Source organism: Pseudomonas sp. LTJR-52, from assembly GCF_003691465.1.
GTDB lineage: Bacteria > Pseudomonadota > Gammaproteobacteria > Pseudomonadales > Pseudomonadaceae > Chryseomonas > Chryseomonas luteola.
On record NZ_CP033105.1, the window covers coordinates 1481265 to 1507296 of the forward strand.

General features: G+C 54.2%; 28 protein-coding genes. 9 read left to right on the forward strand and 19 right to left on the reverse strand.

All coding sequences use genetic code 11. From position 1 onward, the window contains the following. The first annotated feature begins 53 nt into the window (after window positions 1-53). Complete coding sequence (gene trmB, locus EAW52_RS06770; protein WP_218567940.1) at window positions 54-725, forward strand: tRNA (guanosine(46)-N7)-methyltransferase TrmB; 672 nt, start codon at window positions 54-56, stop codon at window positions 723-725. 41 nt (window positions 726-766) lie between these two features. On the opposite strand, the gene EAW52_RS06775 is transcribed toward trmB, so the two are convergent. The 9 genes from EAW52_RS06775 to EAW52_RS06815 form a co-directional block, all read right to left on the reverse strand. Then, window positions 767-1090, reverse strand: coding sequence for a DUF3392 family protein (locus EAW52_RS06775; RefSeq protein ID WP_122041877.1), 324 nt, complete (start codon window positions 1088-1090; stop codon window positions 767-769). 13 nt (window positions 1091-1103) lie between these two features. Further along, window positions 1104-2261, reverse strand: a complete 1158-nt coding sequence (gene hemW, locus EAW52_RS06780; RefSeq protein ID WP_122041878.1) for a radical SAM family heme chaperone HemW — start codon at window positions 2259-2261, stop codon at window positions 1104-1106. Continuing rightward, the gene (gene rdgB / locus EAW52_RS06785) at window positions 2258-2851 is read right to left on the reverse strand and encodes an RdgB/HAM1 family non-canonical purine NTP pyrophosphatase (RefSeq protein ID WP_019364339.1); all 594 of its coding nucleotides are present in this window, start codon (window positions 2849-2851) and stop codon (window positions 2258-2260) included. The genes hemW and rdgB overlap by 4 nt, the downstream gene beginning before the upstream one ends. A gap of 130 nt (window positions 2852-2981) precedes the next feature. Beyond that, window positions 2982-3581: a methionine biosynthesis protein MetW gene (gene metW / locus EAW52_RS06790; RefSeq protein WP_010795408.1), complete on the reverse strand. Its 600-nt coding sequence runs from the start codon at window positions 3579-3581 to the stop codon at window positions 2982-2984. Window positions 3582-3591: 10 nt separating this feature from the next. Further along, on the reverse strand, window positions 3592-4731 hold the full coding sequence (locus EAW52_RS06795) for a homoserine O-acetyltransferase (protein ID WP_122041879.1): 1140 nt from the start codon (window positions 4729-4731) through the stop codon (window positions 3592-3594). Window positions 4732-4837: 106 nt separating this feature from the next. Next, window positions 4838-6793, reverse strand: a complete 1956-nt coding sequence (locus EAW52_RS06800; RefSeq protein WP_122041880.1) for a dynamin family protein — start codon at window positions 6791-6793, stop codon at window positions 4838-4840. 158 nt (window positions 6794-6951) lie between these two features. Next, window positions 6952-7584, reverse strand: coding sequence for a YggT family protein (locus tag EAW52_RS06805; protein ID WP_010795405.1), 633 nt, complete (start codon window positions 7582-7584; stop codon window positions 6952-6954). 9 nt (window positions 7585-7593) lie between these two features. Further along, window positions 7594-8412 (reverse strand): pyrroline-5-carboxylate reductase, encoded by an 819-nt coding sequence (proC, locus tag EAW52_RS06810; RefSeq protein WP_019364342.1) that lies wholly within the window; start codon window positions 8410-8412, stop codon window positions 7594-7596. Window positions 8413-8423: 11 nt separating this feature from the next. Next, window positions 8424-9128, reverse strand: a complete 705-nt coding sequence (locus tag EAW52_RS06815) for a YggS family pyridoxal phosphate-dependent enzyme (RefSeq protein WP_122041881.1) — start codon at window positions 9126-9128, stop codon at window positions 8424-8426. A gap of 73 nt (window positions 9129-9201) precedes the next feature. Between EAW52_RS06815 and EAW52_RS06820 the strand changes: the two genes are divergently transcribed. Next, a complete protein-coding gene (locus tag EAW52_RS06820) occupies window positions 9202-10236 on the forward strand; it encodes a type IV pilus twitching motility protein PilT (RefSeq protein WP_010795402.1) in 1035 nt (344 codons plus the stop codon). Further along, window positions 10236-11375 carry a PilT/PilU family type 4a pilus ATPase gene (locus EAW52_RS06825; protein ID WP_010795401.1) on the forward strand — a complete coding sequence of 380 codons (1140 nt, stop codon included), beginning with the start codon at window positions 10236-10238 and terminating at the stop codon, window positions 11373-11375. Before EAW52_RS06820 ends, EAW52_RS06825 begins: the two co-directional genes overlap by 1 nt. Window positions 11376-11378: 3 nt before the next feature. Here EAW52_RS06825 and EAW52_RS06830 read toward each other — a convergent pair whose 3' ends face one another. From EAW52_RS06830 to EAW52_RS06840, 3 genes are all read right to left on the reverse strand, one after another. After that, the gene (locus EAW52_RS06830) at window positions 11379-12797 is read right to left on the reverse strand and encodes a UdgX family uracil-DNA binding protein (protein WP_162997602.1); all 1419 of its coding nucleotides are present in this window, start codon (window positions 12795-12797) and stop codon (window positions 11379-11381) included. A gap of 2 nt (window positions 12798-12799) precedes the next feature. After that, window positions 12800-14011: a putative DNA modification/repair radical SAM protein gene (locus EAW52_RS06835; RefSeq protein ID WP_122041883.1), complete on the reverse strand. Its 1212-nt coding sequence runs from the start codon at window positions 14009-14011 to the stop codon at window positions 12800-12802. Between the two features lie 97 nt (window positions 14012-14108). Further along, on the reverse strand, window positions 14109-14777 hold the full coding sequence (locus EAW52_RS06840) for a C40 family peptidase (RefSeq protein ID WP_122041884.1): 669 nt from the start codon (window positions 14775-14777) through the stop codon (window positions 14109-14111). A gap of 208 nt (window positions 14778-14985) precedes the next feature. Here EAW52_RS06840 and EAW52_RS06845 point away from each other — a divergent pair, with 208 nt between their 5' ends. After that, the gene (locus tag EAW52_RS06845) at window positions 14986-15402 is read left to right on the forward strand and encodes a TM2 domain-containing protein (RefSeq protein ID WP_010795397.1); all 417 of its coding nucleotides are present in this window, start codon (window positions 14986-14988) and stop codon (window positions 15400-15402) included. Between the two features lie 39 nt (window positions 15403-15441). Here EAW52_RS06845 and EAW52_RS06850 read toward each other — a convergent pair whose 3' ends face one another. The 7 genes from EAW52_RS06850 to gshB form a co-directional block, all read right to left on the reverse strand. Continuing rightward, window positions 15442-16713 (reverse strand): dihydroorotase, encoded by a 1272-nt coding sequence (locus tag EAW52_RS06850; RefSeq protein WP_122041885.1) that lies wholly within the window; start codon window positions 16711-16713, stop codon window positions 15442-15444. Beyond that, entirely contained in the window at window positions 16714-17712 is a 999-nt protein-coding gene (locus EAW52_RS06855) for an aspartate carbamoyltransferase catalytic subunit (protein ID WP_122041886.1), read from the reverse strand. An 18-nt stretch (window positions 17713-17730) separates the two neighbouring features. After that, window positions 17731-18243, reverse strand: a complete 513-nt coding sequence (gene pyrR / locus EAW52_RS06860; RefSeq protein ID WP_010795394.1) for a bifunctional pyr operon transcriptional regulator/uracil phosphoribosyltransferase PyrR — start codon at window positions 18241-18243, stop codon at window positions 17731-17733. Continuing rightward, window positions 18240-18701, reverse strand: a complete 462-nt coding sequence (ruvX, locus tag EAW52_RS06865) for a Holliday junction resolvase RuvX (RefSeq protein ID WP_019364349.1) — start codon at window positions 18699-18701, stop codon at window positions 18240-18242. Before ruvX ends, pyrR begins: the two co-directional genes overlap by 4 nt. Beyond that, complete coding sequence (locus tag EAW52_RS06870; RefSeq protein WP_010795392.1) at window positions 18702-19271, reverse strand: YqgE/AlgH family protein; 570 nt, start codon at window positions 19269-19271, stop codon at window positions 18702-18704. It abuts the gene before it with no gap. A gap of 51 nt (window positions 19272-19322) precedes the next feature. Continuing rightward, on the reverse strand, window positions 19323-20216 hold the full coding sequence (locus tag EAW52_RS06875) for an energy transducer TonB (protein ID WP_122041887.1): 894 nt from the start codon (window positions 20214-20216) through the stop codon (window positions 19323-19325). Window positions 20217-20324: 108 nt separating this feature from the next. Continuing rightward, window positions 20325-21287 carry a glutathione synthase gene (gene gshB / locus EAW52_RS06880; protein WP_122041888.1) on the reverse strand — a complete coding sequence of 321 codons (963 nt, stop codon included), beginning with the start codon at window positions 21285-21287 and terminating at the stop codon, window positions 20325-20327. Between the two features lie 229 nt (window positions 21288-21516). On the opposite strand from gshB, the gene pilG reads away from it, so the two are divergent. From pilG to EAW52_RS06905, 5 genes are all read left to right on the forward strand, one after another. Next, complete coding sequence (gene pilG / locus EAW52_RS06885; protein WP_010795389.1) at window positions 21517-21924, forward strand: twitching motility response regulator PilG; 408 nt, start codon at window positions 21517-21519, stop codon at window positions 21922-21924. A 39-nt stretch (window positions 21925-21963) separates the two neighbouring features. Next, window positions 21964-22329, forward strand: a complete 366-nt coding sequence (gene pilH / locus EAW52_RS06890; RefSeq protein WP_010795388.1) for a twitching motility response regulator PilH — start codon at window positions 21964-21966, stop codon at window positions 22327-22329. A 24-nt stretch (window positions 22330-22353) separates the two neighbouring features. Then, window positions 22354-22890, forward strand: a complete 537-nt coding sequence (locus EAW52_RS06895) for a chemotaxis protein CheW (protein WP_010795387.1) — start codon at window positions 22354-22356, stop codon at window positions 22888-22890. Between the two features lie 183 nt (window positions 22891-23073). Continuing rightward, on the forward strand, window positions 23074-25104 hold the full coding sequence (locus tag EAW52_RS06900) for a methyl-accepting chemotaxis protein (protein ID WP_010795386.1): 2031 nt from the start codon (window positions 23074-23076) through the stop codon (window positions 25102-25104). A 30-nt stretch (window positions 25105-25134) separates the two neighbouring features. After that, window positions 25135-26019 (forward strand): protein-glutamate O-methyltransferase CheR, encoded by an 885-nt coding sequence (locus EAW52_RS06905; protein WP_010795385.1) that lies wholly within the window; start codon window positions 25135-25137, stop codon window positions 26017-26019. Window positions 26020-26032: the final 13 nt, after the last annotated feature.

Below are 26032 nucleotides of genomic sequence, written 5' to 3' on the forward strand. Positions count from 1 at the left end.
CTTTGTGAATAGCCATGAGCGATCAGGAATTCGATAACGCCCCCGCACGCCCAATGCGTACCATCAAAAGCTTTGTCATGCGTGCGGGACGCATGACGGAAGGTCAAAAAAAGGGGCATGACCAAGGCTGGCCCCGCTTCGGTCTCGACCTGGATGCGGGGCTACAGGATTTCGACGCTGTGTTTGGCCGCCAAGCGCCTCGTACTTTTGAAATCGGCTTTGGTATGGGTCACTCTCTGCTGGAAATGGCAGCCGCAGCGCCGGAGCAGGACTTCATTGGTGTTGAGGTCCACCGTCCTGGGGTCGGCGCGTTGCTGAATGGCCTTCTGACACAGCAATTGTCCAATGTGCGTGTCTATAGCTGCGATGCCTTGGAAGTGCTTCGCCAGTGCGTTGCTGATGCAAGCCTGGATCGGGTCCTGCTGTTTTTCCCGGACCCATGGCACAAGGCCCGCCACCATAAGCGTCGTATCGTTCAGCCTGAGTTTGCCGAGCTGATTCGTAGCAAGCTCAAGGTTGGTGGGGTGCTGCATATGGCAACTGACTGGGAGCCCTATGCGGAATACATGCTGGAAGTCATGAGTGTCGCGCCGGGGTATCGGAATCAGGCTTCAGATGAGCGCTATGTTCCGCGTCCCGAAGAGCGACCCATCACCAAGTTCGAGCGTAGAGGTGAGCGACTTGGGCACGGTGTTTGGGATTTAAAGTTCGAGCGTACCGAATAATAAAAAAGGCCTGACAGGTGTCAGGCCTTTTTCTGCATATCTCAGCGTCGCTCGGCTAGAACACCCAGCAGACAAGCACCGACCAGCAAGGCGGGTGCCAGGCTGTAATTGTTGAACTGTCCTAAGCCTTTCACAACCCAGGGGGTCAGGTGGGTAGTTGCCGCGCCGTAAAGACTTACTGAAGCCGAAGCCAGAACCGGAACCCGTACAAAGGTAGGCAAACTGCCCAGGCGCTGCTTCATCCAGTTGTTGATTTCAGTGCCGAACATTACCAGCAGGGTTGAAATCAGAGCCAGGGCGATCTCGGCCAGATGACCGCGGCACCAGCGAGAAGCCTCTGCAATAAGGCTAAGTAGGTAGTCCAAGCGTCATGTCTCCTTAGTCAGACAGAAAATGCTGCAGCACATCATTCAAAAAAAGCTGCCCTCGGGACGTAGGGGCCAACCGGGTCGAATCCTTCTCAAGCAGACCTTTGCCGCGTAGCGCTTCCAGTGCCCCAGATAGGCTTTCCAAGGGCTGACCGGTTCGCTGTGTATACTGCTCACTTGAAACGCCCTCTACCAGGCGCAGGGCATTCATCATGAATTCAAAGGGCAGCTCTGCTGGCGTCAGTACACGCTCACCGGCCTGGAAATGCTTGGCAGAATCCAGATAGTCCTTGGGAAGGCGCGTCTTCCAGGTGCGAGTAATCTGACCATCAGGTGCGCTCAGCTTGGCGTGGGCGCCCGCGCCAATTCCAAGGAAATCACCGAATGTCCAATAATTCAGGTTGTGACGTGCCTGGCGTCCAGGCTGGGCATAGGCCGAGGTCTCGTATTGCCGATAACCCATTTCCGCAAGTCGAGCCTGTCCCGCTTCCTGAATATCCCAGAGGGTATCGTCTTCGGGTAGCTCAGGCGGCTGGCTCCAGAAGACGGTATTGGGTTCCATGGTAAGCTGATACCAGGAAATATGCGTAGGCGCGAGGGAAATCGCCTGTTCAAGATCCGCCATCGCATCGGCAACGCTCTGGTCTGGCAGGCCGTGCATGAGGTCCAGATTGAAGTTATCGAACCCTGCCCGACGTGCCATCTCGGCGGCTCGAACCGCTTCGTCCTGCCCGTGGATCCGGCCCAAGGCTTTTAACTTGGCGTCCTGAAAGCTCTGGATGCCAATTGAAAGCCGGTTGATGCCGAGCTGTCGGTAGGCGGCAAACTTGTCCTGCTCGAATGTCCCTGGGTTGGCTTCAAGGGTAATTTCGATATTGGAAGCAAAGGCAACGCGGCGCTCGACGCCTTCAAGCAAGCGCCCCAGCGCCCTGGCGGAAAACAGACTGGGAGTGCCACCTCCAAAAAAGATGGAGGTCAGTGGTCGGCCATGCACATGGACAAGGTCCGCATCCAAGTCTGCCAGCAAGGCATCGACATAGGCCTCTTCAGGTAGCTCAGGCCCCGCTGCGTGTGAGTTGAAGTCGCAATAAGGACATTTACGCACGCACCACGGAATATGGATATAGGCCGACAGGGGCGGCAGTTCAAACGAGGCTGATCGAATCAAAGTCCGAGCCGCTCACGAAGAATAGTCATGGCACGGGCACGGTGGCTGATACGGTTCTTTTCCTCAGGTGCCAGCTCTGCACTCGAGCAGTCCCGCTCGGGCACCCAGAAGAGTGGGTCATACCCAAAGCCATGCTCACCTCGGGCCTCGAAGAGGATGCGCCCTTCCCAGATCCCTTCACAAACGATAGGAAGCGGGTCATCAGCGTGGCGAACCAAGGCCAGCACACTGACAAATTGAGCGCCACGCTCGGCTTCAGGAGTGTTTTCAAGAGCTTTGAGCAGCTTTGCATTGTTCGCGGCATCGCCGCGTCCTTCTGCATAGCGTGCCGAGTAGATACCGGGCGCGCCACCCAGGGCGTCGACAGCAAGGCCGGAGTCATCGGCCAGGGCGGGCAGGCCGGATACACGCGCTGCATTACGCGCTTTGAGAATGGCGTTTTCAATAAAGGAAAGTCCAGTCTCTTCCGGTTCGACCTGACTGAATTCACCGACGGAGCGCACCTTGACGGCGTTACCCAGCATGGCTTGAAGTTCTTTGAGCTTACCGGCGTTGTGGCTGGCCAGCACCAGCTCGGACAATTGAATCATGTCGTGTCATCTCTGGTTTAAGGCGGAGACAGGCGAATGCCTGCTCGCATGATATGAAATCTGGAAAGTCGATGTACGTGATTCAGATGGCGGGTCATGACGTCATCTGAATCAGCGTGACGAACCTGTCTTACAACGACTGGCCCGTTACGCGATAAATACCGATCTCGCCCAGGAGGTTGGGCCACAGGCGGCTACCAATGCCGTGGCGGTGCTGACGGTCAACGGCCAGCCGGTCAAGCACCTTGACCTTGAGTTCGTGGCACAGACGCTCGAAATCCTCAAACGTACAGAAGTGGATGTTCGGCGTGTTGTACCAGGTATAAGGCAAGAACTCCGATACCGGCATTCGACCGTTACGGGCCAGATACCAGCGGCAGCGCCAGTGACCAAAATTCGGGAAGGTAATGATGCATTCTCTGCCTACGCGCAGCATTTCCTCGAGAATACGATCAGGATAATGTACCGCTTGCAGGGCCTGGCTCATGACAACAATGTCAAAGCTGTTGCTGGCAAAATTCCCCAGCCCCTTATCCAAGTCTTGCTCAAGGACGTTTACACCTCTGCGAATGCACTGCTTGATGTTTTCGTCGTTGATCTCAAGGCCATAGCCGGTGACCTGCTTGTTTGTCTGCAGATAGGCAAGCAGCTCGCCATTACCACATCCCAGGTCAAGGACCCGGCTACCGGCGGGAATCCAGTCTTTGATGATATCCAGATCGGCACGCACGTTCAGGCCCTCATACAGCAATGCGATTCATATAACTAACGAAGGCTTCCAGGTACCGGGGGATCGGTAGAAGAAAAGCGTCATGCCCTTGTGGCGCGTCGATGTCGAGATAGCTGACATTCTTTTTCGCTGCAATCAAAGCATCCACGATCTCGCGTGAGCGGGCCGGTGAGAAGCGCCAGTCTGTCGTGAAGGACATGATGCAGAAATCGGCCTTTGCATCCGCAAACGTTCTGGCTAGATCACCATCGTGTGCACTGGCGGGATCAAAGTAATCCAGCGCTTTGGTCATCAGCAGGTAGGTATTGGCATCGAAGCGGCCTGAAAATTCTTCGCCCTGATAGCGCAGGTAGCTTTCGACTTGAAATTCCACACTGTGGAAGTCGTAGTTCAACTTGTCTGTCTTGAGTTCGCGGCCAAACTTCTGCCCCATTGCGTCATCGGACAGATAGGTGATGTGACCTACCATGCGGGCCAGCATCAGTCCTCGCTTGGGTACGACGTTCTGCTCATAGAAGCGACCGCCATGGAATTCTTCATCAGTCAGAATGGCTTGGCGTGCCACTTCATTAAACGCAATGTTCTGAGCTGACAGTTTGGGCGCCGAGGCGATAGCCATGCAGTGACGTACACGATCAGGGTAGCTGATGGTCCATTGCAGGGCCTGCATGCCTCCCATGCTGCCGCCTACGACGGCCGCCCATTGTTGAATGCCTAGCGCATCAGCCAGACGTGCCTGGCTATTGACCCAGTCTTCCACGGTAATGACGGGAAAGTCGGCGCCGTAGGGCTTTCCTGTAGCAGGATTGGCGCTGCCTGGGCCTGTTGATCCGTTACAGCCGCCCAGGTTGTTCAGTGCGACGACAAAGAACCGACGGGTATCGATGGGCTTTCCTGGACCGATACAGCTGTCCCACCAGCCCGGCTTGCGATCGTCCATGCTGTGGTAGCCCGCTGCATGGTGATGGCCGGACAGGGCATGGCAAATGAGCACGGCATTGCTACGGTTTTCGTTGAGCTCTCCATACGTCTCGATGACCAGATCGTACTCGGCCAAAGACCTGCCGCAAGCCAAGGGGAGCGGCTCGGAGAAGTGAAGGACCTGAGGCGTAACCAGGCCTACGGAATCAGGGGGTATGACGCTGGGCATTTAAGGCTCTTATACGTGAGAGGGCGCCAGTCTAAAGAGCGCCATCGCAAGCGGCAAGCATCCTGCAAGCAGGGTGCTTGCCGCATCGGATAAAGGCCCGATGTGGCTAGGCGACACTTACTCCGGGAAGAGCGACGACCTTGGCATGGCGTTGGGCCGGAGCAGGGCGGCGCAACTGTCGCAAGATATCGTTGGCTTCATCAAGCTGACCTGCCAGTGTTTCGCAGTAGGTTTGCAGACGACTCTTCTGTTGCTGGGTATCCAGTGCCTGCTGGGTCAGCGCCTTGAGCTCCAGCATATTGGATTCCAGCAACTGCTTGTGCTCGCGGGTAAACTGAATGAGGGGCAGCAGGGCAACCTCGTTCCAGCGTTTGGCTTCCCGACAGGCCTGCTCATGCACGAAGACCGCTTCCTTTACCAGCGTTGCAAAGAACCGGCGAGTCAGCACACGCTGTTCAGTAAACAGCGTTTTCATCTGACGACGGAAACGATCCGACTTCTGCTGTAGCTGGCGAAGCGCACGGATCTGCGCCTTGACACGCAAACGGGGAGCATCCAAGCGATGGCCAGGATTTTCTTCGTTGTGACGCTGGTAAATCGACTGAAGAACCTTGTTTGCACGTTCACCCTCGTAGTAAAGGGATAACATGTCGTGTTCGACGCTTTGGAAGAAGCGATGGATCGCTTCGCTGATGCCTAGCGTGGTCCAGCTTCCTGCAAGGTTATTGCGTACGTCGGTCAGGTGCCTTTCAAGACGTGCCGGGTTCAAGGCATCGTTGAGTAGGACGGCCTGCCCCTGAAGCATCCGCTGCGTGGTGCGCAGGTTAAGTAGCCGCTTGTGATAAAGCGCATGCTCCTCACGTGTTTTTTCTATCTGCTCTGCCAGCGTTGAGCCGGTAGCGGCATTTTCCAGTAATGCATGTTGCCGCTTCATATCCTCGAAGCGTTCGCCCAGAAGCGCATGGCTGCTCGCCAGAAGTGAAATCACCTGATTGACCACTCGGCTTTGTAGCAAACGCTCTCTGTGTCCAACGATACGGTCACAGAGCAGGCGTTCGAGGGCGGCCAGCTGGCTGCGCTCAAGTAGCGCTGTGTCATGGCGTACCTTGGCAAGCAAGGCCTGCTTGGCAGACAAGGGCAGTACATCCGTCATGGGAATGCCCAGATGACGAGCGCTGACCTCACGAATGCGCTGGATAGAATGATCGACGGATTCGTCACCATTCAGGTCGCCCCAAAGGGTATCAATCTTGTTGAGTACCGCGAACAGCGAGCCTTCCGCGTCGTCACTGGTTGGCTTGATGTGATGCTCCCACAGCTGAAGGTCAGAGGCTGTAACCCCCGTATCGGCCGCGAGCAGAAACAGTACGGCCTGAGCGGCTGGAAGCATCGAAAGTGTCAGTTCAGGCTCACTGCCAAGCGCGTTGAGGCCTGGCGTATCGAGTATGCGCAGGCCCTGACGCAGCAAGGGATGATCGAAGTTGATGATCGCATGGCGCCAGGTCGGGATTTCGACCATTCCGTCCTTGCTGGGCTTGTCCAGCTGCTCGGCATCGAATCCAAGAGATATGGCCTGCTCAACCGGCACTAGGCGCGTTTCGGCAACCTTTCCGAGCGCAGCTGCCATGAGGTCCGGCTGTTGGTAATCCAGTGCAATCTGTTGCCAACGGGCCGTATCGCTTCTCAGGTCTGCAATACTGAGGTCATCCAGCCGTGATTCGATAGGTAGAAGCCGAATATACGGAGCTTCTGCCTTGACATCATAGAAGAGCTCGGTAGGGCACATGGTTGTTCTGCCAGCCTGGGACGGCAGCATGCGCTGCCCGTAGTCGGCAAAGAACAAGGCATTGATCAGTTCGGTTTTTCCACGCGAAAACTCGCCTGCGAATGCTAGCGTAATGTGATCGTCGCGCAGGATCTGAACACAGCGTGCCAGGGTTTCATCAAGGCTTTGCGAATTGAGGCGATTACGAACAAGCCAGCCGCTGTAGCGATTGATCTGCTGTATGAGTTCAAGCTTCCAAGTCGCGTAGGCATCGACTTGCTGAGACAGACGCTCCATACCCCATCCCTGTCATCATCATGAGCGTAATAAAGGGCGGTACGGTGCCGTAAGGCGGGTCTTGCGTCAATCAAGACCCGACGGGATTCTCTAGGCGGTCACGCAAAGTGTGTGAATGGTTAACGATAAAGGCCCCACCGAACAGATGGAGCCATCGCTTACAGGAACGGTGCGAGGACTGACGGCATACCTGACATCATGGCCAGGTTGTTGATGACCAGCATGTCGATCAATTTGATCGCAATGAACGCGAAAATGGGCGAGATATCCAGCCCGCCGAGATTAGGCAGGAGACGACGGAAAGGCGCCAGAACAGGTTCGCAGATCTGGTTTACAAGCTGGGCGCTGGGGTTGTAACTGCCCGGCGCGACCCAAGAGAGAATCACGCTGATGATCATGGCGAAGAAAAAGACCTTGAGAAACAGGGATGCCACGGCAATCAACGACCAGATGAACAGATGGGCAATCGCTCCACCGACGCCATATTGCATGGTGATCAAGGTAAGGCCGTTTATGCCTTCAACGTTGGTCAGCAGGAGCAGCAGAACCATGAGAACCAGCTGTACCAGTACTGCAAGCGCCAGTGATGCCAGATCGATGCCGCCAAAGCCTGGAATGACTCTGCGTAGCGGGCGCAGCAAGGGTTGTGTGGCCTTGACGATGAACTGACTCAGGGGATTATAAAAATCTGCTTTCACGAGTTGTAGAATGAAGCGCAGCAAAACAATGAGCAGATAGAGACTGCCAAGCGTTTGCAGAATAAGAATCAGGGCGGTATTCAATCCGTACATGACTACTCCTTATTTACCGAGCTCTTCCGCCAGCTCGGCCGAGCGGCGTGCAGCCGCTGAAAGTGCTTGTTGAACGAGGGCTTCGAAGCCGCCCTCCTGAAAGGTTTTGATGGCCTGTTCGGTAGTGCCGCCAGGTGAAGTGACGCGGCGGCGCAGTTCGGCCGGTGACGCCTCGCTGTTCAAGGCCATCTGGGCGGCGCCAAGGGCTGTCTGCAGGGTCAGCCGTGCTGATGTCTCCCTGTCCAGGCCAAGTGCTTCACCGGCCTGGGTCATGGCTTCCATCATCAGGAAGAAATACGCTGGGCCGCTGCCTGATACTGCCGTTACGGCATCCAGTTGCTTTTCGTCTTCTACCCAGACGGTAAGGCCTACGGCAGACAATAACTGCTCAGCCTGATCACGCTGGGTTGATGACACATGCTCATTGGCATACAGGCCGCTGGCACCCTGGCGAAGCAGTGCCGGGGTGTTGGGCATGCAGCGCACCAGGGCACGCTCGCCTAGCCATTGAGTCAGGCTGGCACAGGTGATTCCAGCTGCAACAGAAACGATCAGCTGAGTGCCGGTAAGTGCGCTGGAGAGTTCCTCACAGACGCTTTTCATGACCTGTGGCTTGACCGACAGGACAATTACATCAGCCTGTTGGGCAGCCTCAAGGTTAGATGTGAATGTCTGAATCCCATGGTCAGACTCAAGCGCTGAGCGTTGTGCAGCGTCAGGATTGCTTGCAGTAATGCAGCTGGCCGGCAGTCCCTGTGCGAGCAGACCTCCAATCAGACTGGCCGCCATATTTCCGGCGCCGATAAAGGCGATGCGGGTATCGCTCATAGGTAAATTCCTTAATGAGAAGCAGGCGAAGGGGTTGCGCTGTAATGTCTGGCACCAAACAGTGCTGTACCGATTCGAACCCAGGTCGCGCCCTCGGCAATCGCTGCTTCCAAGTCGTGGCTCATGCCCATGGACAGGGTATCAAGATTCAGGTTCAGCGCCTCGCTGAGTTTTCGTAGGGATGAAAAGGCAGCATGCTGCGCCTCAGGTTCCGTAGCGGCTTCTGGTATAGCCATCAGCCCACGTAAGACGAGGTTGGGCAGCTGAGCAACGGCACGGGCCAGCTCAGGCAGTTCTTCTGGCAAACATCCTGACTTGCTGGCCTCACCACTGATATTGACCTGTAGGCAAATATTGAGCGGGAGCATGTCCTCTGGGCGTTGCTCGGAAAGCCGCTGGGCGATTTTCAGGCGATCAACGGAATGCACCCAATCGAAATGGCTAGCGATCGAGCGTGTCTTATTGGATTGAATCGGGCCGATGAAATGCCAGATCAAGGGCAGATCTTTTAGCATCTCCTGCTTCTGGATCGCTTCTTGCAGGTAGTTCTCGCCAAAATGTTGTAACCCGCAGTTGTACGCTTCGCGTAGATCCGATGCCGGTTTGGTCTTGCTGACGGCAAGTAGACCAACGGTCTCAGGGTCACGACCACAAGCCTGCGCTGCGGCTTGGATACGGGTGCGTACTGTTGCGATATTTTCAGCTATCGTTGACATTCAACCTCGTTCTCTAAATACCGCTGCTGATAAGGCGGCATTCTACCTGCTTGTTTGTATTAAGGGAGTCTTCATGGATATCACGGAACTGCTGGCGTTTTGTGCCAGACAGGGTGCATCCGACCTACACCTTTCCTCCGGTTTGCCACCCATGATCCGTGTCGACGGCGATGTTCGACGCATCAACCTGCCCGCTTTCAACGACAAGCAGGTGCATGCGCTCATCTACGACATCATGAACGACAAGCAGCGCAAGGATTATGAAGAGTTCCTTGAGACTGACTTTTCGTTCGAGGTGCCGGGCATTGCACGCTTCCGTGTCAACGCCTTCAATCAGAACCGTGGGCCAGGCGCCGTATTCCGTACTATTCCCTCTAAAGTGCTTTCGATGGAAGAGCTGGGAATGGGCGATGTGTTTCGCAAGATAACCGATGTTCCTCGCGGTCTGGTGTTGGTCACCGGTCCTACAGGCTCCGGCAAGTCAACGACGCTGGCGGCCATGCTGGATTACCTGAATAACACCAAGTATCACCATATCCTGACTATCGAAGACCCGATCGAATTCGTTCACGAGTCCAAGAAATGCCTGGTCAACCAGCGGGAAGTGCACCGCGATACTCTAGGCTTCTCGGAGGCATTGCGCTCTGCTCTGCGTGAGGACCCGGATATCATTCTGGTCGGTGAGTTGCGTGACCTTGAAACGATCCGGCTGGCGTTGACCGCTGCGGAAACCGGACACTTGGTATTTGGTACGCTGCACACCACATCGGCCGCCAAAACGATCGACCGTATCGTGGACGTTTTCCCGGCCGAAGAAAAATCCATGGTTCGCTCGATGTTGTCCGAGTCGCTGCAGGCCGTTATCTCTCAGACCCTTGTCAAGAAGGTCGGCGGGGGCCGTGTGGCTGCCCATGAAATCATGATTGGGACGCCTGCGATCCGCAACCTCATTCGTGAAGACAAAGTGGCGCAGATGTACTCTGCCATCCAGACAGGTGGTGGTCTTGGAATGCAAACGCTGGATATGTGCCTGAAAAACCTGCTGGCGAAGGGGTTGATCAGTCGCGACAGCGCTCGTGAGAAAGCCAAGATTCCGGAGAACTTCTGATGGAATTCGAAAAGCTGCTGCGGCTGATGGTCGAAAAGGGCGGCTCCGATCTGTTCATTACAACTGGTGTTCCACCGTCCATGAAGGTGAACGGTCGTGTTCTGCCGGTAACCAAGGAGCCGCTTTCGCCTGATCAGGCTCGGGAAGTGGTCCTTGGCGTCATGAATGAACAGCAGAGAGCGGAGTTCGCCGAAAAGCATGAATGTAATTTTGCGATCAGCTCTAGAGGCGTGGGGCGTTTTCGGGTAAGTGCGTTCTATCAGCGTAACCTGGTGGGCATGGTGCTTCGGCGTATCGAGGTAAACATCCCTACGCTTGATCAGTTGCGTCTGCCCGAGGCATTGAAAAAGCTGTCCATGACCAAGCGTGGCCTGGTGCTGTTCGTTGGGGCAACCGGCACGGGCAAATCCACGTCGCTAGCTGCCATGATTGGTCACCGCAACAAGAACTCCACTGGCCATATCATCTCGATTGAAGACCCTATCGAATACATTCATCAGCACCAGAACTGCATTGTGACGCAGCGGGAAGTGGGCCTGGATACGGAGTCTTTTGAGGTCGCGCTGAAGAACACGCTTCGTCAGGCACCTGATGTCATCATGATCGGCGAGGTGCGTACTCGGGAAACCATGGAGTATGCGGTGGCATTCGCCGAGACCGGCCACCTGTGTTTGGCAACGTTACACGCTAACAATGCGAACCAGGCGTTGGAGCGGATCATCCACTTTTTCCCGGCTGATCGGCATCAGCAGATATGGATGGACCTTTCGCTCAACCTCAAGGCCATTGTGGCTCAACAGCTGGTTCCCACGGTTGATGGTAAAGGCCGTAGGGCGGTTATCGAAGTGTTGATCAACACGCCGTTGGCGGCAGACCTGATTCGGAAGGGGGAGGTGCATGAGCTCAAGCCGCTCATGAAGCGCTCGACGGAGTTGGGCATGCAAACGTTCGACCAAGCCTTGTATCAGTTGTATCGCGACGGTGAGATCAGCTACGAAGATGCGTTGGCGCATGCGGACTCTGCCAACGATCTGCGCTTGATGATCAAGCTGGGCTCCGAAACCGATGCGGATCATTTGACGAACATTACTCAAGGACTCTCCCTGGATATGGGCGAGGACAGCAAGCGTTTCCGATAACCTTTAAGGCTCAAGTAGCTGCCTGGCCTGTACCAGGGCTGCGGTAAGCGCTGCTTGGGCCTGTTTCTGCCTGGCTTCCTCGGGTACGCGTAGAACATAGGATGGGTGATACGTGACGATTAGCCACCGTCCCTGCCACTGTGTAACACGACCCATATACTCACTCAATGAGCCTGGTTTTCTGTGCGTCAGGGACTCCAGTGCGGTAGCCCCTAATGCAACAATGACGTCAGGCTTGATGGTATCCAGCTCGTTCTCGAGCCAATGGCGGCACGGGGCGATCTCAACGGTAGGGGTAACGTGTTTGCGTCGACGTCCCTGTGGCGTCCACTTGAAATGCTTGACGGCATTGGTCAGATAGAGCGATTCCCGCTGCAGGCCTGCCTCTCGAATAGCTCGATCAAGTACCTGCCCAGCCGGCCCCATGAAAGGGCGGCCTTGCAGATCTTCCTGATCTCCGGGCTGCTCGCCTATCAGGAAAAGCCTCGCATTGAGAGGCCCCTCGCCTGGAACGGCTTGAGTGGCGCGCTGCCAGAGCGGGCAGCGACGGCAGGTTTCCAGGGTGTTTGGTTGTTCGCGTACCGGTAATACCTCAGCAGCTGATACAGGTACCGTTTTTCCTGTCTGTTCGCTTACGCTTTTCGCTTGGGCCGTTCGCTGCGTACCGGTGCGCGCCTCGCTAAGCAGTGTGGGGATCAACGGTCCCTCCGGCAGGTCTTTCCAGAATCGCCTGGGCATATGTCCCGTCATGACCTTGGGGTTGGCTCGGGCGGGATTGAATGTGCTTGCGTAATAAGCCATCCAGAGGCGCTCGCCATCATCACGTTGCTGTTTAGCAAGCGCTTCCAGTCCTGTGGGGCAGGGGGCCTCGAGCGTTAATGTCTTTCCATCCCATAATGCGGCTGCCTCCGGTGTGGCGATCAGCCAGGAGGTATTCCCCATCCGGTTGCAGAAATGTGGGGCGGCCAGCGCCAACACATCATGAGCCGGCTCATGCCACGCAACGTAGTGGGGGTTACCCGCATGCTCGCCCCGCTGTTTAAAGCGTAGGAAGGCATGTAAATGATGAATTTCTCGTCTGACTGCTTTGGCCCAACGGTGCAATTCGCTACCATCCTCGTCACCGGCCAGCATTGCCGCTTGATCACCCCGTACGGCTCGCCACAGGACACGGTATAGCAATGCCCAACGCTGGGGATGTCGATAACAGGCTGCTAGGTTCAATAAGTCTGCGAGTTGCCTGGGTACTCGGATAGTTGATGAGGCCGTTTCCAATGGCTGTGCATCTGCAGTAGCGAACAAATCATTTGATAGAGGCTCGGTTTGCCAATTGATTTCATGGGGCGCTACGTCCTGCTCTAGCAACTGTCTGGCTACGCGCCGCCAACCTGCAAACGAGCCGTCAAAGGAAACAGTGCGCATGGTCACCAGAGCGCCAATTGGGCAGGCTTTTCACTGAGTTGGGTACGAAGGTGCAAGGATTCCGCAAGCATGGAGCTGGGACGATAATCGTGAACAATGATGAATGGCTTGGCTTTTTCCAGGCTGCAACGAAGACGAATGAGATCTGCATAGCGGATACGCCGTTGCTGTCTTAATGTCACGAGGCGCTTGGCTGACAACATCCCGATGCCTGGAACCCGAGCAATCAACGCAGGCTCCGCCTGATTGAGATCAAGGGGAAAGGTGTCACGGTTGCTCAGAGCCCAAGCAAGCTTAGGATCAATATCCAGCGGGAGATTTCCACCTTCCGTTGGTAATTCCGTGGCCGTAAAACCGTAACCTCTAATAAGAAAATCTGCTTGGTAAAGCCTATGTTCGCGCAGTAAAGGCGGAGGTATGAGGGGGACGGAGTTTGGACTATCCGGGATGGGGCTGAACGCCGAATAGTACACGCGTTTCAGCTGATAGGCGCCGTACAGGGTTTGTGCGGTATCCAGTATGGTCCGGTCATCAGTAGCATCAGCGCCTACGATCATCTGCGTACTTTGCCCAGCCGGTGCAAAGCGTGGCGCATTCTTTTCGGCGGCGGTTTCCTCTAGACCAAGACGGATCGTGCCCATGGCTTTTTTGATGCTGCGAACCTCCTTTTCAGGGGCAAGACGTGTCAGGCCCGATTCGGTAGGCAGTTCGATATTGACTGAAAGACGATCGGCATAAAGCCCTGCCTTGGCGATTAGTAAGGGATCTGCATCAGGAATGGTCTTTAGATGAATATAACCTCGAAACTGATGCTCCTCGCGCAGTAACTGAGCCACTCGGATCAGCTGCTCCATCGTATAGTCTGCCGAGCGGATAATTCCTGAGCTCAAGAAGAGACCGCTGATGGTATTGCGCCGATAAAAATCGAGCGTAAGTTTTACAACTTCTTCCGGCGTGAAACGGGCGCGGGGGACATTGCTGGACCTACGATTGACACAGTATTGGCAGTCGTAGAGGCAAAAGTTGGTCAGTAAGATTTTAAGCAGGGAGACGCAACGGCCATCGGGCGTAAAGCTGTGGCAAATACCCATGCCATCTGTGGCGCCTAGACCATCCTTACCCTTGGATGAGCGCTTGGGTGCTCCACTACTGGCACATGACACGTCATATTTGGCGGCGTCAGCCAAAACGATGAGTTTGTCGGTCAACTCCATGAAGCAGCCCTTTATGCTGTATATGTGCACAGTATAAAGGGCTGCAGAAAGTCTTCAACCGCTTCTGCTCAACGGTGGGCTCACGGTAGCGCTATCGTTAGGACTTGTGGGGATTAGGCGCACTACGTGGGCGGACCTGCTGTTCACTCGTGGCGACCATCTGGGGAAGAACACGCTTGGCTGAGGCGAAACGCGTTTTCCAATAGGGGCGGCTGAGATGATCAATTCGTACGCTTTCTCCACGACGTGGTGCATGGATAAAGCGGTCATGGCCCATATAGATTGCAACGTGATCAACGTTACGGCCGTGGATCTTGAAAAAGATCAGATCGCCAGGTTTTAGATCCTTTTTTCCAACCTTCATGCCATCCATGCGAGCCAGCTCCTGAGAGGTACGAGGTAGCTCAAGATTCTGGACGTCACGGTATACATAATTCACGAGTCCGCTGCAGTCAAAACCATGCTTAGGTGTTGTGCCGCCCCAACGGTAGGGTGTCCCTAGTACATCGATTGCGCGGTTGACTACTTTGGTGCTTTCCTTGGCCGCAGCATGCTGAGCGGCAGCATGTGCTTGCACAAGGGTTCCCGCCTTGGGCTTGGCAGGAGCATAAACATGTTGTGTACGTGCCTTGGGTTTATTGGCACGTGGTGCTGACTTGGCATGAGCCGGAGCGGCAGCGCGAGCACTAACGGCTTCTTTGGCCTGGACTGCCGTCACAGGCAGTACCAAACAGGCTGATAGCCAGGTAATGAGTAAAGAGCGCATTGTCGACGGACCTGATAATCAAAATCGCGCAACTTTATATCAGATCGATAGTTTTATTTCCGCTCCGCCGGTCGAGATATTTATCAAAAATCAGCGGTTCATGTCGCAAAAGGTTTCTATACCAGTTGGAATCACTGGCAGAATGACCAGTGAAATCAAAAAATCTTGCTTATGAAGCAGACATTACCGCTCTGTGACTGAGGTTGTCATGAAGTACCAAAACGATACGCATAGCAAAGTGCTTGGATACCTGTTGTGGATTTTTGGCTTTCTGGGTGCTCATCGCTTTTATTACGGAAAGCCGGTTACCGGCACCATTTGGTTTTTTACGCTAGGCCTTCTAGGGGTTGGCTGGCTGATCGACCTGTTCCTGATCCCCAGCATGGATCGTGAGGCAGATATGCGGTTCCAGGGCGGTCGCGTCAATTACAGCATTGCGTGGATACTGTTGACCTTTCTAGGCATTTTTGGCGTCCATCGGTTGTACATGGGTAAATGGATTACGGCCATTCTGTACTTCTTTACCGGCGGATTTTTCCTGTTAGGTGTGCTGTACGATTTCTGGACGCTGAACGATCAGGTCTCCATCGAGAATCGGCAGAAAGGAGGCGGTATTCTAGGGTAGGGATGAGCGAACCCGCTGTACACAGCGGGTTCGCTGGTTTCAGGCCTGATACGTTGTCTTGCCTGCAACCAGTGTGTGGCGAACCCTTCCCGGCAGCTCTACGTCCATGAATGGCGTATTGCGCCCGCGTGAAAGCCAGGGCCTGCCTACGGTGGTACGCTCTTCGAGCGAGAAGAGGACGATATCGGCTGGAGTACCTACTGATAACTGACCGGCAGGCAGATCCAATACAGAGGCAGGGCCACTTGTTAGCCTGTGAAGGGCAGTCGATAAATCCAGTAATCCTTCTTCTACAAGCTTCAGGGTCAGAGGTAACAACAGTTCTGCACTGCTGATGCCGGGCTCGGTGGCTGCGAAAGGCGCAAGCTTCGCATCTTCTTCATGCGGCTGGTGATGACTGGCAATGGCCTGTACTACGCCGCTTCGTACTGCTTCACGCAACGCCTGCCTGTCTCGCTCGGTGCGAAGAGGCGGCTGCACATGGTAAAAACTGGAAAAGCCTTCAAGCCGTTCATCAGTAAGGAACAGTTGATACAACGCTACATCGGCGGTGACAGGGAGCCCCCGTGCCTGCGCTTCAGCAATCATCTCGATTCCACGGGCGCTGGTCAGCTGGCTAAAGTGTGCTCGTACGCCGCTTTGCTCAACCAGAAGAAGGTTTTGGGATAGGGCAACGGTTTCAGCTGTCTCTGGTATGCCAGCAAGACCTAGGAAGCTAGCGGTAGGGCCCTCATGAGCCAGCCCGCCTTCTGCTAGATCAGCATCCTGAGACGTAAAGATAACCTTCAAATCAAAGGTCGCTGCGTACTCCAGTGCTCGCCGAAGCGTGCGCATGCCTGCCATGGGAGCCAGCCCATTGGTAAAGGCTACACAGCCTGCACTGTGCAATGTAACGAGTTCGGCAAGTTGCTCTCCGGCCAACCCTTTTGTCAGGGCACCAACAGGAAAGACACGCGCTTTACCTGCCGCTTGCGCACGATCCAGAATGAGTTCGGTGACCGCAGTAGTATCCAGTACGGGCTTGGTAGAAGGCGGACAACACAGGCTGGTTGTACCACCTGCTGCCGCTGCCTGCGTTTCGCTTTCTATAGTGCCTTTTCGGGTATGGCCTGGTTCGCGGAGCGACACATTCAGATCAACAAGGCCGGGAGCTGCTATCAGTCCAGAGGCATCAATTACAGTTTCTGCCTTGAAACCAACAGGGGCTTCACCCAAGGCAATGATATTGCCTTGGGAAACGTGAATATCGGTTATTTGATCGAGGCGGGTGGCGGGATCTATTATCCGCGCCTTGATAATGCTCAGAGTCACTTAGATATTCTCCTGCTCAAGTTGACGCTGGGCCGTTTGCCCGCTCATTGCCATGGATAGAACAGCCATACGTACGGCAATGCCGTAGGTCACCTGATTAAGAATCACAGATTGACTCCCGTCAGCGACGGCCGACTCTATTTCCACTCCACGGTTGATCGGTCCGGGGTGCATGACAATTGCGTCTGGTTTAGCCTGAGCCAGGCGTTGTGTGGTCAGTCCGAACAGCTTGTAATACTCGCCTTCGCTGGGCAGTAGCCCACCCTGCATCCGTTCGCGTTGAAGACGCAGCATGATGACTACATCCACATCTTTCAGTCCGGCCGTCATGTCCGTAAACGTTTTTACGCCATAACTACCTTCAAGGCCGATGGGCAGGAGCGTGCGTGGTGCGACGACGCGAATGTCCTGGCATCCCAGAGTCCGTAGCGCCAGCATATTCGAGCGCGCCACGCGGGAGTGCAGGATGTCCCCAACAATCGCTACAGACAGTTTTTCGAAATCACCTTTGTGACGGCGAATGGTGAGCATATCGAGCATGCCCTGTGTGGGGTGTGCATGACGGCCGTCGCCGCCATTGATGATTGCTACCTGTGGACAAACATGCTCGGCAATAAAATGGGCAGCGCCGGAGTCGGCATGTCTGACTACGAACATGTCCGCCGCCATAGCTTCCAGGTTTCGTAAGGTATCGAACAGTGTTTCGCCTTTGCTGGTCGAGGAAGTCGAAACGTTCAGTGTGATGACATCGGCAGAAAGCCGCTTGGCCGCCAACTCGAAAGTGGTTCGAGTCCGGGTTGAGTTTTCAAAGAAAACATTGCATACCGTTTTGCCGCGCAACAAGGGTACTTTCTTGACTGCGCGTGCGCCTACCTCAAGAAAGGAGTCTGCCGTATCAAGCAGTTCGGTCAGCAAAGGGCGAGGTAAGTCATCCAGGGAAAGAAAATGGCGCAACTGACCATTGGCATTCAGTTGCAAGGAACGCGTAGCGTTGGTCATGGCGGTAAGCCTTGAGTGTCAAATAGCAGAAGAAAGGGCTTTTCGTTCAAAGGCCAGGGGAGTAGGCCCTGTCAGCTTGATGCGCTCATCCGGACCCAAGGGAAGCGTTTGACCAACGATGTCGGGGCGAATAGGAAGTTCGCGCGCCTCCAGATCCAATAGGCAGACGAGGGTCACGCTGGCTGGGCGGCCATAATCGAACAATTCATTCAATGCCGCACGAATGGTGCGCCCGGTCATAAGCACATCGTCAACCAGAACAAGGTGTCTGCCTTCTATTTCAAAGGGGAGGGCAGAGGGTTGTACCTGTGGATGCAACCCATTCTGAGTAAAGTCATCCCGATAGAATGAAACATCCAGGGTGCCTAGAGGCCATTCATTCTGAAGAGCATCCAGTAGCGCTTGAGCAACCCAGACACCTCCGGTTCGGATTCCCACCAAGCAGGGTTCGCTAATACCCTTGCGCTCAAGGTGGCGAGTCAATTGATCCGCCATTTGCGGAATTAGATCGGTAGGATTCGGGGTGCTCATGCATTCTCCTGCGGAGGCTCGGGTTTGACCGTCTCGGCTTGGGCAGTAAGCCAGCCTTCAAGGAGCATGGCAGCGGCCAAGGCGTCGACAGGGCGTTCACGGTAACCATCACGCTGGCCTTGGGCAAGACGTACACCCTTGGCTTCGTATGTGGTCAGGCGCTCATCGTGGGTGTAAACAGGTAGATTGAATCGACCATTGAGGCGTCGTGCGAATTTCTCCGCACGTGTACTCATCTCGCTAGACGTACCGTCCATATTCAATGGAAGGCCCACTACCAGCGCATCGGGTTGCCACTCTTTAAGCAGGCTCTCAACCTTCGACCAGTCCGGCACACCATTTTGTGCTTTGAGAATGCATAGCTCTCGAGCTTGGCCTGTTACAGGCTGGCCCACCGCAACGCCTATCTGGCGCGTGCCGTAGTCAAATCCCAGTACCAGTTTAAATGAGGAAATCATTCAGGCATGACCCGATTGGCTGGTCAATAAGGATAGGTTGATACCTAGCTGGGCCGCTGCTGCTTTCAAACGAAGCTCACTGGGAACATCGAACAGAATGGATGGGTCGGCCTCGCAGGTAAGCCAGGCATTTTCAGCCAGCTCGACTTCAAGCTGGCCTGCTTCCCACCCGGCGTAGCCCAAGGCAATCAGGTGCTGCTCGGGCCCGTGGCCATCGGCTATGGAAAACAAGATGTCCTGAGAGGTGGAAAGTGCCAGCTCACCCAGCTCCAGTGTTGCCTGGAATTGCGGGCCGGATGGATGAAGAACAAAGCCGCGCTCGACTTGCACTGGTCCGCCGTTATAAATGGCAGTGCTTCTCGAGGAAAGCGGCGGCGCTTCATCAGGGCGCAGCTGTTCCAGAACATCTTCCAGATTTAATGCGCTGGGCTTGTTGATGATAATGCCCATGGCACCATCCTCGCCGTGCTCAACCAGATAGATGAGCGTCTGGGCAAAGTTGGAGTCCGCCATGTGCGGCATGGCGATCAAAAGATGGTTTTTGAGGTATTGCGGAGTGCTAGCGTTCATGCTGCTAGTTTCTAGCTTCACGTAGGAAGCTTCAAGCCTAACTCAACAACATTATTGGCTGGCGAGTCGGTCTCCACGCTCAAAGCGCCATGTCCGTATGATTTCAAGCCTGTCGATATCGCTGAGGTCTCCGCTAAACGGTGCAAATGGCGCAGCCAGGCGCACAATGCGCAGGGCGGCCTGATCAAGCACGGTTTGTCCAGAGGACTCGAGGATTTGAACCTCGTAAAGCGAGCCGTCTCGGTTGATAGAGACCAGCAGGCGAAGACTTCCGTAAAGTCGTTCGCGGCGGGCTTGTTCTGGATAGTTCAGGTTGCCGACTCGCTCGATCTTCTTGCGCCAGTCTTCCTTGTACCAGGCGCCTTTGTCCTTCATGGTAGAGGCTGCATTGATCCGGTAGATCTTTGGCCGCTTGGCATACTGCTGACGCTCTTGGGAAAGCTGGGCCTCAAGGCTGGCTATTTCGCTTGAGATCTGAGAATTATCAAAGTGAGGTGTTTCTCGGGCGACAGCTTCAGGCTCGGGTTTTTCTTTCCGGGTAGATGCCTTGTCCTGGCGTGCCGACTTGGTCGTGACGGCGGCCTTAGGGGTCTTGGGTTCAGTGGTTTGCCGAGGGGAAGTCGGCTTGACGGCAGGCTTTATCTCGCTGTCTTTGAATGGCACCTCCTCTGTAGTGCTAGGTGCCAGTGCCTTATCAAGCGTGCCGCTACCCTGCTGATTTTCCTGGGCCAGAAAATCCGCTTTCTCCGGCGCCTTGTCGCTCTTGAATGAGGCGAGTGTAATCTCAAGGGACTTGCTGACTTCACTAGGTTCCGGCATAGAAAAGCCCAAACCCAAAATCAGAACGACATGAACCAGTGCCGCTATAAAGAGGGTAAAGCCAAGACGGTCTGCAGGGCGAACGGCAGAGGCGGCAGGCAGCGTATTTGGGATAGCGGCATTCATGATGAGTAGTTGAGATTACGCTATGAGAAAACTGCTAACCGGCAGGACGATCCTGTCGTGCCGGTTGATGACTATTTGAGGAAGTCTGAAGAGAGTTGGGACAAATGTCTATCGTCCAGGTCTCATCGCCACCTTCTTTTCGATGACATCCATCAGCCGCTCAGCGATGCGGGTATCGTAGGCGTTATCAATTTCCCGAATACAGGTAGGGCTGGTCACGTTGATTTCCGTCAGATGCTCGCCAATTACATCCAGACCTACAAACAGTAGGCCACGCTTGCGAAGCTCAGGTCCTACCTTGGCCGCGATTTCTCTGTCGCTGTCAGACAAGGGCTGCGCGACACCTCGGCCACCCGCCGCCAGATTGCCTCGGGTTTCGCCTTGAGCCGGTATTCTGGCAAGGCAGTACTCCACGGGTTCGCCATCGATCATGAGTACACGCTTGTCGCCACTCTTGATAGCCGGTAGGTAGCGCTGCGCAATGATCTGTTGTGTTCCGTGCTGTGTCAGCGTTTCCAGTATGACCGACAGGTTCGGGTCGCCTTCGCGGTGTCTGAAGATGGACGAGCCACCCATTCCATCGAGCGGCTTGAGGATGACGTCCTGATGGGTTTGGGCAAATTCCCGAATCAAGTCGGCACGGCGACTGACCAGTGTAGGGGGTGTCAATTCTGGGAATAAAGTGGCAAAAAATTTCTCATTGCAGTCGCGAAGGCTGGAGGGCTTGTTAACAATCAACGATCCTTCCCGCTCTGCCTGTTCCAACATATAAGTAGCATAGACATACTCATTGTCGAAGGGTGGATCCTTGCGCATCAGAATGACGTCTAAGTCTGCAAGAGGAATGTCCAGCTCATCATGCAGGTCGTACCAGTGTTCAGAATTTTGATGTACCTTCAATAAACGGCAGCGCGCACGAGATTTGCCGTCAAGGTGGTACAGGTCCTGCATCTCCATGTAATGTAGTGTCCATCCACGCGCCTGAGCAGCCCACAACATGGCAAGGGAACTGTCTTTTTTGTAGGCAATATGGGCAATGGGATCCATAACTATCCCGATGCGTATGCTCATTGATCGATTCTCCAAAGCAAACGGTTTGACGGCTCTGATCGGCCGACACTGATGAATGCTCAGAGTGGCGATAGCGCGCTTAGTTATCAAGAAAAACCGGTAGTCCGGTGGTTAATAGATAGACCCTGTAGACTGTGTTAAAAAGATTCGATTTCCAGCCGATAGCTTAAAAGGGCTGGAATGCATTGATAAAGGCGTCATAACTCGCCTATGTGGTGGTAAAGCAAACATGGAACAGTACTCCGAAGGTCTGAAGGTAATGGTAATCGATGATTCGAAAACGATTCGTCGAACCGCCGAGACGCTTCTCAAGAAAGTAGGCTGCGAAGTTATTACTGCCGTCGATGGATTCGATGCGCTCGCAAAAATTGCGGATAACCATCCCAACATCATTTTCGTTGATATCATGATGCCTCGTTTGGACGGTTATCAGACCTGTGCGCTTATCAAGAACAATAGCGCATTCAAATCGACGCCGGTCATCATGCTTTCTTCGCGTGACGGCCTCTTTGACAAGGCTAAGGGTCGGATCGTTGGGTCCGATCAATACCTGACCAAACCGTTCAGCAAAGAAGAGCTGATCGGCGCAATAAAAAACCATGTGCCTAATTTTACCCCAGTCGAGCATACGTCCTGAGGCGTCTGGTTCGTGGTACTGACCAAGTAGGATTCGAAAATGGCTAGAATTTTGATAGTCGATGATTCACCGACTGAAATGTACAAGCTGACCGCCATGCTGGAAAAGCACGGCCATCAGGTTCTCAAGGCTGAAAACGGTGCCGATGGCGTTGCCTTGGCTCGTCAGGAAAAGCCCGATGTCGTTCTGATGGACATCGTGATGCCCGGTCTGAACGGTTTTCAGGCAACCCGCCAGTTAACCAAAGACAGCGAAACCAGCCAGATCCCTGTCGTTATCGTGACGACCAAGGATCAGGAGACCGACAAGGTCTGGGGCAAGCGTCAAGGTGCGCGTGATTATCTGACGAAGCCGATTGATGAAGACACATTGTTGAAAACCTTGGCTGGTGTACTCAGCGCTTAAGGTCATTCAAGGCAGGATCTTCATATGAATGGAAGCCATACTCCTTATACCCTTTTCGCTCAGATCGATCAGCGATGCCGGGACCTGGCGGCGGGATTGCCTGCTCAGCAGGAGGTGGTGCGCTCATGGAGCGGGGTCGGGTTCCGTATGGGAGGCCGTCTGTTTGTTGCTCCAATGGGGGAGGTAAGTGAAATTCTCCATGAGCCTCGTTATACCCTTTTACCTGGCGTAAAAAACTGGGTGAAGGGTGTAGCCAATGTTCGCGGACGCTTGCTTCCCTTGATGGATCTCAATGGATTTCTGGGCGGCGAGTCATCGTCTGTTCGTGCTCAGCGCCGTGTTCTGGTTGTTGATCACCAGGACATTTATGCTGGACTGATCGTCGATGAAGTGTTTGGTATGCAACATTTTTCAATCACTTCCTTCAGTGAAAAGTCCGCTGCGCCGATAGAAAAGCTAGAGGCTTTTATTCACGGGGTTTTTACCCGGGAATCGGAGTGGTTGGTTTTCAGTCCACACGCACTGGTTCAACACCAGCAGTTTTTAAACGTTGCCGCTTAGCGCACAACGTAACATCAGTATCGCCACGCTTCTCTGTATAAGACATGCAGGCGGACACATCCATGCTGAACGAGAGCCAGTCAAGCTGGCCATCTAATTGCATGGGCAATGGATTGTGGGGCCAAATGAATTGGCTTTATCACAAAGGAATATGCAATAAACCGGTCCAGGCGGGGGCCAGCAATGAAGAAAACGAGTACGGGGAAAACGAGTCCTTTGGTCGCCGGCCTTTTTGTCGCGCTGATCATTTCAATTGTTCTGCTTTTCGCAAACTTCGCGTATCTCAGTACGCAAGCCAACCACGATAAGCAATATCTTGAGCATGCGGGTGAGTTGCGTGTTCTCTCACAGCGTATTTCCACCAACGCAAGTGAGGCTGCAACAGGTAAGCCCGAGGCATTCAATCAGCTTAAGGCGGCTCGTAACGAGTTCGAAAGACGCTGGGATATCTTGCGTAACGGTAATGAGCTAGCAGGTTTGCCGCCTTCTTCATTGTCTGTTGCCCCACAAATGGAAGCGGTACAGGCTGAATGGGATCGTGTCCGGAAAAGTGCGGATGACATTACGGCCAGTGAGCAGACCGTACTATCATTGCATCAGCTTGCGACTACGCTTGCCCAGACGATTCCCCAGTTGCAGGTAGAGTACGATGAGATCGTTAACATCCTGCTGGAGCGTAAGGCACCCGCTGAACAAGTAGCGGTCGCGCAACGTCAGTCACTCCTGGCTGAGCGTATTCTCGGTTCGGTTAACAAGGTGCTGGCTGGCGATCAGTCTGCTGTTCAGGCCGCCGATAGTTTCGGTCGTGATGCCAGTATGTTTGGCCGTGTCTTGAACGCGATGCTTGAGGGCAACGCTTCGATGAACATCGCAAAAGTGACTGACCCCGAAGCTGTTAGCCGTTTGAATGAGGTTAACGAGCTGTTTGAATTCGTTTCCGGCAACGTGGACGAAATTCTCGGTACGTCTTCTGAACTGCTTGTCGTTCGTGAAGCAGCCAACCAGATTTTTGCCAGTTCACAGCAGCTTTTGACCAAAGCGTCGGATCTGGCGCAAGGTTATGGCAACGTAACGGCTGAGCGACGTATCAACGTCCTCGGTAACTACGTTCTGGGCCTTATCGCGTTGGTATCGATTATTTCAATCGGTCTTATCATTGTAAAAGAAGCACGTCAGCGTCTGGCTGAAACCAATGAAAAGAACCAGCGTAACCAGGCTGCGATTCTTCGCTTGCTTGACGAAATTGCAGACCTTGCCGACGGTGACCTGACCGTAGAGGCAACCGTTACCGAAGACTTTACAGGGGCGATTGCTGACTCGATCAACTACTCGATCGACCAGTTGCGTGACTTGGTTAAAACCATTAACCAGACAGCGGTTCAGGTATCGGCAGCTGCTCAGGAAACTCAGTCAACCGCTATTCATCTAGCGGAGGCTTCCGAGCACCAGGCGCAGGAAATCGCCGGGGCTTCTGCCGCTGTTAACGAAATGGCAGTTTCTATTGACCAGGTATCGGCCAACGCCTCCGAGTCGACTGCGGTAGCAGAGCGCTCTGTATCCATTGCAAACAAGGGCAACCAGGTCGTACATAATACGATCGTGGGCATGGATAACATCCGTGAGCAGATTCAGGACACCTCCAAGCGGATCAAGCGACTGGGTGAATCCTCCCAAGAGATCGGTGACATCGTTAGCTTGATTAACGACATTGCCGACCAGACAAACATTCTGGCCCTTAATGCGGCCATCCAGGCTTCGATGGCCGGTGATGCGGGTCGCGGCTTCGCCGTGGTAGCCGATGAAGTTCAACGTCTTGCTGAGCGTTCCTCTGGCGCAACCAAGCAGATCGAAGCCCTTGTAAAAGCGATTCAGACCGATACCAACGAAGCTGTTATTTCCATGGAGCAAACGACCTCTGAAGTAGTTCGCGGTGCCTCTCTGGCCCAGGACGCGGGTGTGGCGCTCGAGGAAATTGAAAAGGTTTCCAGAGCGTTGGCAGGTCTGATCCAGAACATCTCCAATGCTGCGCGTCAGCAGGCGTCATCTGCAGGTCACATCTCGAATACTATGAATGTCATTCAGGAAATTACTTCGCAAACCTCTGCCGGTACTACCGCTACCGCTCGTAGCATTGGAGACCTGGCGAAGATGGCGAATGAAATGAGACGTTCGGTTTCGGGCTTCAAGCTGCCAGAAGATCAGTCTCCTAGCTAAGTGCATAGCTCGTACGGAGCGGCGAGAGGTATGGACGCTATCGCAACGAATGTCGAGCATCCCCAGGGCTGGAGCTTCCAGCCCTCGATGGAAATGCTGCCAAGCGAATTCATCGCTTGGCAGCATTTGCTTGAGAGTCGTGTCGGGATTGTTATCGACATCGCGAGGCGCCCATTTTTTCAGACCCATTTGACGAGCCGTATGCGAGCGCTGGGTATCAACGATTACGCAGACTACTATCGATATGTAACACGGGGAGTGACGGGCGCAAGGGAATGGGCTGATCTGCTGAATCACTTAACCACGCAGTTCACTCAGTTTTTTCGCCACCTTCCTTCCTTCGAGACGTTGGAGGCTTATTTGAGTCAGCGTATCCAATTGGACAGCGAGGCAACCTTGTCTTTGTGGAGTGTGGGTTGCTCCAGTGGAGAAGAAGCTTACTCAATGGCAATAACGGCCTCAGAGACCTTTCGCAAGGCGGGTTTATCCGAGCGCTACGGTGTCTTTGCTACAGACATTAGTTCACATGCCTTGAGCAACGCTCGTCTTGGAATATATGCCTCTGAGAAAGTTAAGCATTTAGATAGTTCGCTGCTTGATCGCTATTTTTCAAATCATGCAGATGGAACGTTTTCCATAGCTTCCGCTTTGAAAGCTCGCCTGTGTTGCGCGCGATTGAATGTGCTCGAGCTTGGTAGAACACCCATATCTGGCATGGATGTCATTTTCTGTCAAAACCTGCTCATTTATTTTCGTCGGTGGCTTCGTAAGGACATTCTCAATCAGCTTGTCAGCAAGCTGAACCCCGGCGGACTTTTAGTAATTGGCGTGGGAGAGGTCACTGGCTGGAGTCATCCAGACCTGATCCCGGTCGCTGATGAGCGTGTTTTGGCTTTTACCCGCAGGGTAGCTTAACGGTATGAATGGA